Source organism: Rubrivirga sp., assembly GCF_049648075.1.
Taxonomy (GTDB): domain Bacteria; phylum Bacteroidota; class Rhodothermia; order Rhodothermales; family Rubricoccaceae; genus Rubrivirga.
Map to the genome: position 1 here is coordinate 1 of NZ_JBARYR010000303.1, position 4,621 is coordinate 4,621.

At 69.2% G+C, this 4,621-nt stretch carries 7 protein-coding genes; 4 read left to right on the forward strand and 3 right to left on the reverse strand.

Translation table 11 applies throughout. The features are described from left to right. Positions 1–180 precede the first annotated feature (180 nt). Positions 181–921, reverse strand: a complete 741-nt coding sequence (locus WBA11_RS08970; RefSeq protein WP_424520358.1) for an ECF-type sigma factor — start codon at positions 919–921, stop codon at positions 181–183. A 106-nt stretch (positions 922–1,027) separates the two neighbouring features. Between WBA11_RS08970 and WBA11_RS08975 the strand changes: the two genes are divergently transcribed. Together WBA11_RS08975 and WBA11_RS08980 are read left to right on the forward strand one after the other, a co-directional pair. After that, entirely contained in the window at positions 1,028–1,435 is a 408-nt protein-coding gene (locus WBA11_RS08975) for a hypothetical protein (protein ID WP_424520359.1), read from the forward strand. A gap of 275 nt (positions 1,436–1,710) precedes the next feature. After that, the gene (locus WBA11_RS08980) at positions 1,711–2,550 is read left to right on the forward strand and encodes an NAD(P)-dependent oxidoreductase (protein WP_424520360.1); all 840 of its coding nucleotides are present in this window, start codon (positions 1,711–1,713) and stop codon (positions 2,548–2,550) included. On the opposite strand, the gene WBA11_RS08985 is transcribed toward WBA11_RS08980, so the two are convergent. Both WBA11_RS08985 and WBA11_RS08990 read right to left on the reverse strand, forming a co-directional pair. Then, positions 2,540–2,917 (reverse strand): hypothetical protein, encoded by a 378-nt coding sequence (locus WBA11_RS08985; RefSeq protein WP_424520361.1) that lies wholly within the window; start codon positions 2,915–2,917, stop codon positions 2,540–2,542. The genes WBA11_RS08980 and WBA11_RS08985 overlap by 11 nt on opposite strands. A gap of 71 nt (positions 2,918–2,988) precedes the next feature. Then, entirely contained in the window at positions 2,989–3,654 is a 666-nt protein-coding gene (locus WBA11_RS08990) for a DUF4159 domain-containing protein (RefSeq protein ID WP_424520362.1), read from the reverse strand. A 125-nt stretch (positions 3,655–3,779) separates the two neighbouring features. Between WBA11_RS08990 and WBA11_RS08995 the strand changes: the two genes are divergently transcribed. Both WBA11_RS08995 and WBA11_RS09000 read left to right on the forward strand, forming a co-directional pair. Next, a complete protein-coding gene (locus WBA11_RS08995; protein ID WP_424520363.1) occupies positions 3,780–4,115 on the forward strand; it encodes a hypothetical protein in 336 nt (111 codons plus the stop codon). Positions 4,116–4,201: 86 nt separating this feature from the next. Beyond that, the coding region (locus WBA11_RS09000) for a hypothetical protein (protein WP_424520364.1) at positions 4,202–4,621 on the forward strand (420 nt) is incomplete at its 3' end.

A 4,621-nucleotide genomic window follows, 5' to 3' on the forward strand; every position in this document is an offset into this window, starting at 1 on the left:
GCTGGGAGCCACGTCGAGCATCCGATCGACCTCGTCACGCAGGTCCGGCGAGCACTCGGCCTCGAGGAACGCGGCTCGCTCGCCTGGTGACAGCTCGGAGGCGGCCTCGAAGAGGCGGGCAATCTCAGTCCAGCGTGACTCGCTCATACTGAGGTCTACCGGATCGTGATCGTCCCGGGATCAGGTGGGCAGCACATCGCCATCGAGATGGGCGACGAGCCACGCTCGCGCCGCGGCCCAGTCCCGCTTGACGGTGGGCTGAGATACGTCGAGTGCGGCAGCCGTCTCCTCGACGGAGAGCCCGGCGAAGAACCGGCACTCGACGACGCGAGCAGGCCGCTCACCGACCGACGCCTCCAGCCGGTCGAGCGCGCCGTGAAGCGAGAGCAAGTCCTCGGCCGAGCGGCCCTCGAGGACGGCGACCGGCGGGGCGTCCTCGAGGGCGACGTCGGCGTGTGCTCCCCCGCGCTTTTGGGCCGTCTGCCGCTCGGCGTAGGTCACGAGCACCTGGCGCATCGCGCGCGCAGCGATGGCGAGGAAGTGGGACTGGTCGACCGCGTCCGGCGGGGCCGCCACGAGCTTGAGGTACGACTCGTGGACGAGCGCGGTCGTGTTGAGCGTCGCTCTGCCCAGGAGCGCCTGCCGCTGGCGGCTCGCACGGCGCCGCAGGTCCTCGTACACGATGGGGTAGAGCTGGGACACAGCGTCGGCATCGCCCGTGGCGGCGGCGGCGAGGAGGTCGGGGATGGACTCGGACACGGGCAGGGCCAGGACGCGCGTAGCTGATGGTACGGCCGACAGGATGGGGAGGTGCGATCTCTCATGGCGCGAGTTCCAGTAGAGGGAGGTGATCTCGACCTCGAGGTCGGTCGGGCCCGTCCTCGAGGACGCGCCCCTCGGACGCTCCAGCGTCCCGTTCACCACACTCGCTCTCATGCGACTCTTCTTACTCGCTGTCGCCCTCATCGTCGGTTGCGCCGATGCTCCTGGTGAGGCGCCCCCCGGTGATACCTCCACCGCTGGAGTCGTGGCACCGTCGTCCAGTTCGCCCAGCGACTTGGTCGGCGAGTGGGAGCTCGCCGAGCGCCAAGGATATGCCGACGACGCGGACTTTAGCATGATCCAAGACCAGCGGATGACGATCACCGACGACGGTCGCATGGTCGCGACCGCCACGATGGTCGATGACGGCGCCACCAGCACCGTCGAGGGCGTGATGACCTACCAGGTCGACGTCGACCGGCTCGTGGCCACGACGGAGAGCGCCACCATCGGCGACGTCGAGGTCCCGATGGGCGACAATCCCCGAGTAGAGACCTACCACTGGTCGTTCGAGGGCGAGTTGCTGTTCTTGAGCAAGATCGGCGACAGCCAAATTGACACCGACAACCCGGACGGCGGCGGCGACCTCTACCGCCGGGTCCGCTGGCTCTGACGCCGCTCAGTCCGAAGGGGCCTCCTCACCACATCCCGCGCGATCATACTCGGATCGGCCGATGTCGCGTTCGATCTTACGTAGGCCGGCCTCGAGGACGCTTTCCGCGCGGAGCGTAGGCACGGACCTCGTCGTCATCCAGGCCGAGGGATAGATCGAGTCATCTCGGCTTCGAGCACCCGCTGGGGTCTGTCGAGGATCCTGCTTCTGAACCCAGGTTAAGGCGGTGTCCGCCCTCGAGGTCGGATCCTGGAGCCACACCCTCCTCGACCTCGATGACCGTCTCCGTTCTCGGCCTGGGCGCCATGGGCACCCGCATGGCCCAAAAGCTCCTCGACGCCGGCCATACCGTCACCGTCTGGAACCGCACGTCGCGCGACCTCACGGGCGCTACGACGGCGGACTCGCCCCAGGCCGCCGCGTCCGCGAGCGACGTCGTGATCTCGATGCTCCGCGACGACGACGCCTCGAGGTCGGTCTGGAGCCACGCCCTCGAGGGCGTGAACCCGAAAACGCTCGTCTTGGAGATGAGCACGCTAACGCCCGACCGCGCCCGCGAACTCGGCAGCGCCGTCCTCGAGGCTGACGGTCGGTTCTTGGACGCTCCCGTCGTCGGGACCCGGCCGCACGTTGAGGCCGGCATCTTGACGGTTTTGGTCAGTGGAGACCCAAGCGACCTCGAGGACGCCCGCCCCGTCCTCGATGCGTTCGCTGGGACGGTCCGTCACGTCGGGCCGATCGGGACCGGCATGGCGGCGAAGCTGGCCGTCAACGCGCTGTTCGCCGTTCAGGCGGGGGCCGTCGGCGAGATGTTGGCCGCCCTCGAGGGCGAGGGCATCGCCCGGGCCGACGCGGCCGAGCTATTGGCCTCGATGCCGACTGCGAGCCCGGCGGCGGCGCGGCTCGGGACGATGATGGCTAAGGGCGCGACCGCGCCCAACTTCCCTGTCGAGCTGGTCGCGAAAGACTTGGGCTACGCCGTCCGCCTCATCGAGGCCGCGGGTGCCCATGCGCACGTCGTCACCGGCGCGGCCGATGCGTTCCTCGAGGCCGAGGGCGCGGGCTTCGGCGACCTCGACATCGCGGCGATCGCGGACTACGTTGCTAGCCGGTAAAGTCGGACGTCTCGGGGTTCTCGAGCGGGAAGAACCAGCCGGCGATGCCGAGGAACTTCCAGGCGCCGCCCGGCTGCCGCCCGTTGAGGTCGGCGGTGTAGACGCTCGCGAGGTAGTAGTCCTCTCGCTCGAACGCCTGGCTGCCGACCTCTCCTGCGGCGCGGCCGAGTCGCTCGGCGAGGAATCCCGTCACCGAGCTCCCTGCCTCTCCCGCGACGCGCCCTCCGACCTCTCGCGCTCGGGCCTCGGCCCGCTCCGCGATCTCGACCTGGAGAAACTGCTTGAACTTGTCCGGCCCAGGATTGAGCACGTAGAGGGCGCCCGCGACGACGAGCAGTCCGAAAAACAGGATGCGTCCAGCAGTCACAACAGGGAGGGGCGGAGGAAGGTCAAGCTATCGACGGGGACTCGGCGCGGCGATAACACAGCGCCCCGTCGTCACGGCAGCGCGCCCTGAGTCGTGGCGTAGATCAGCAGATTGACGCCCATCCGCAGTGCGGCTTCACGAACGGCCGGCGGGTTGGGATGGACCCCGGCAGGCTCCCAGCCGTCGGCGATGTCGCTTTCGTGGGCGTAAAAGACCACCATTCGTCCCTCGTGAAACAGACCGAAGCCCTGGGCCGGCTCGTCGTCGTGGGCGTGGATCTTGGGCAGGCCGTCCGGGAACGAGAAGTGCGCGTGGTAGACCGGGTGGCTCGCGGGCAACGCCTGGAGCTCCTGCTCGGGGAACACCTTCGCCAGCTCGCGCCGGATCGACTCATCGAGGCCGTAGTCGTCGTTGACGATCAGGAAGCCGCCGCCCTCGAGGTAGCGCCGCAGCCTCGACGCCTCGCCGTCGGTAAAGGCGACGTTGCCGTGCCCGTTGAGGAACAGGACCGGGACGGTGAACAGCCGGTCGCTCCTCAGCTCGACCGTGATCGGCTCGGGGCTGATGTCCAACAACGTGTGCTGTCGCGCGAAGTCCACGAGCGTCGGCAGCGGGTCACCGGAGTACCAGTCGCCGCCGCCGCCGTAGTGGACGCGGGCGATCTGGACCTCGCCCTGGGCGGACACAGGGACGGCTCCGAGGAAACCGACGAGCAGAACCAAGCGGACGACGTTCACGACGCTAGAATACAAGACGCTTTCCCTCATGCCGATGCCAACGCTGCGCCCCGCCCCGTTCGTCTCCCGAGTCGTCCTCGAGGACGAGACCGTCCGTTCCTAGCACCGCCCTCGAGGGCGCACCGATGCACCCCCGCCTTTTGCTCTTCGCTGCGTGCGCGCTCGTCGGCTGCGCCTCGACTCCCAAGCACGCCGACCACGATGCGGCGCTCGCAGGGCACCTGCTGTCCGACCTCGACCTGTCGTCGTTCCGCAACTCGACCGGACCGCGACGCGCGCCGTCGCAACGGACGCTCGCGGACCTGGGCGTCGCTGTCACGCGAGCGACCGTCGACCACGCCGAGGCCCGGACGAGCGGCTGGCTCTACACGCTGACCGTCTTGGAGCGCGGCGACGCCAACCGCGACGGCGTCCCGGACGTCACGGCCTGCTTTTACGACCGCGCCCTCGAGGGGACCTAGGACACGAGCGTGGCCCTTCTCCTTCAACGCGTCGGCGGTCAGATTACGGCTCTCCGGTTCGATCCTGGCACGGAGTGCCCAGGCCCGTGACGCATCCCATTCTCCAGCGGCTGGCCGTCGGGTCGCCCGGCGTCGTGGGCGCCGCGAACGAGATCGCTCGCGAGATCGAGGACGACCCGGATCTGTTCGCCGCCGTCGTGGACGGCCTCGAGGACGACGATCTCGGCGTCCGCAACCGGTCCGCGAACGCCACCGACAAGGCAACGCGCCGAGACGCCGCTCGCCTCCAACCCCACGCCGACGCCCTTTTCCAAGCCGCACGCGCCGACCTCGAGGGCGCGACCCTTCGCCGGCTGCTCCCGCTCCTGCTCGGCCGCCTGCGCCTCGGCCTCGAGGACGCCCAGTGGGTGGTCGCGTATTGCCGGCCCCGGAGCGAGTCGGGTCCCATCGCCACGCGGTCCAACGCCCTCGATGCGCTGGCGTCGATGGCCGCGCTCCACCCAGAC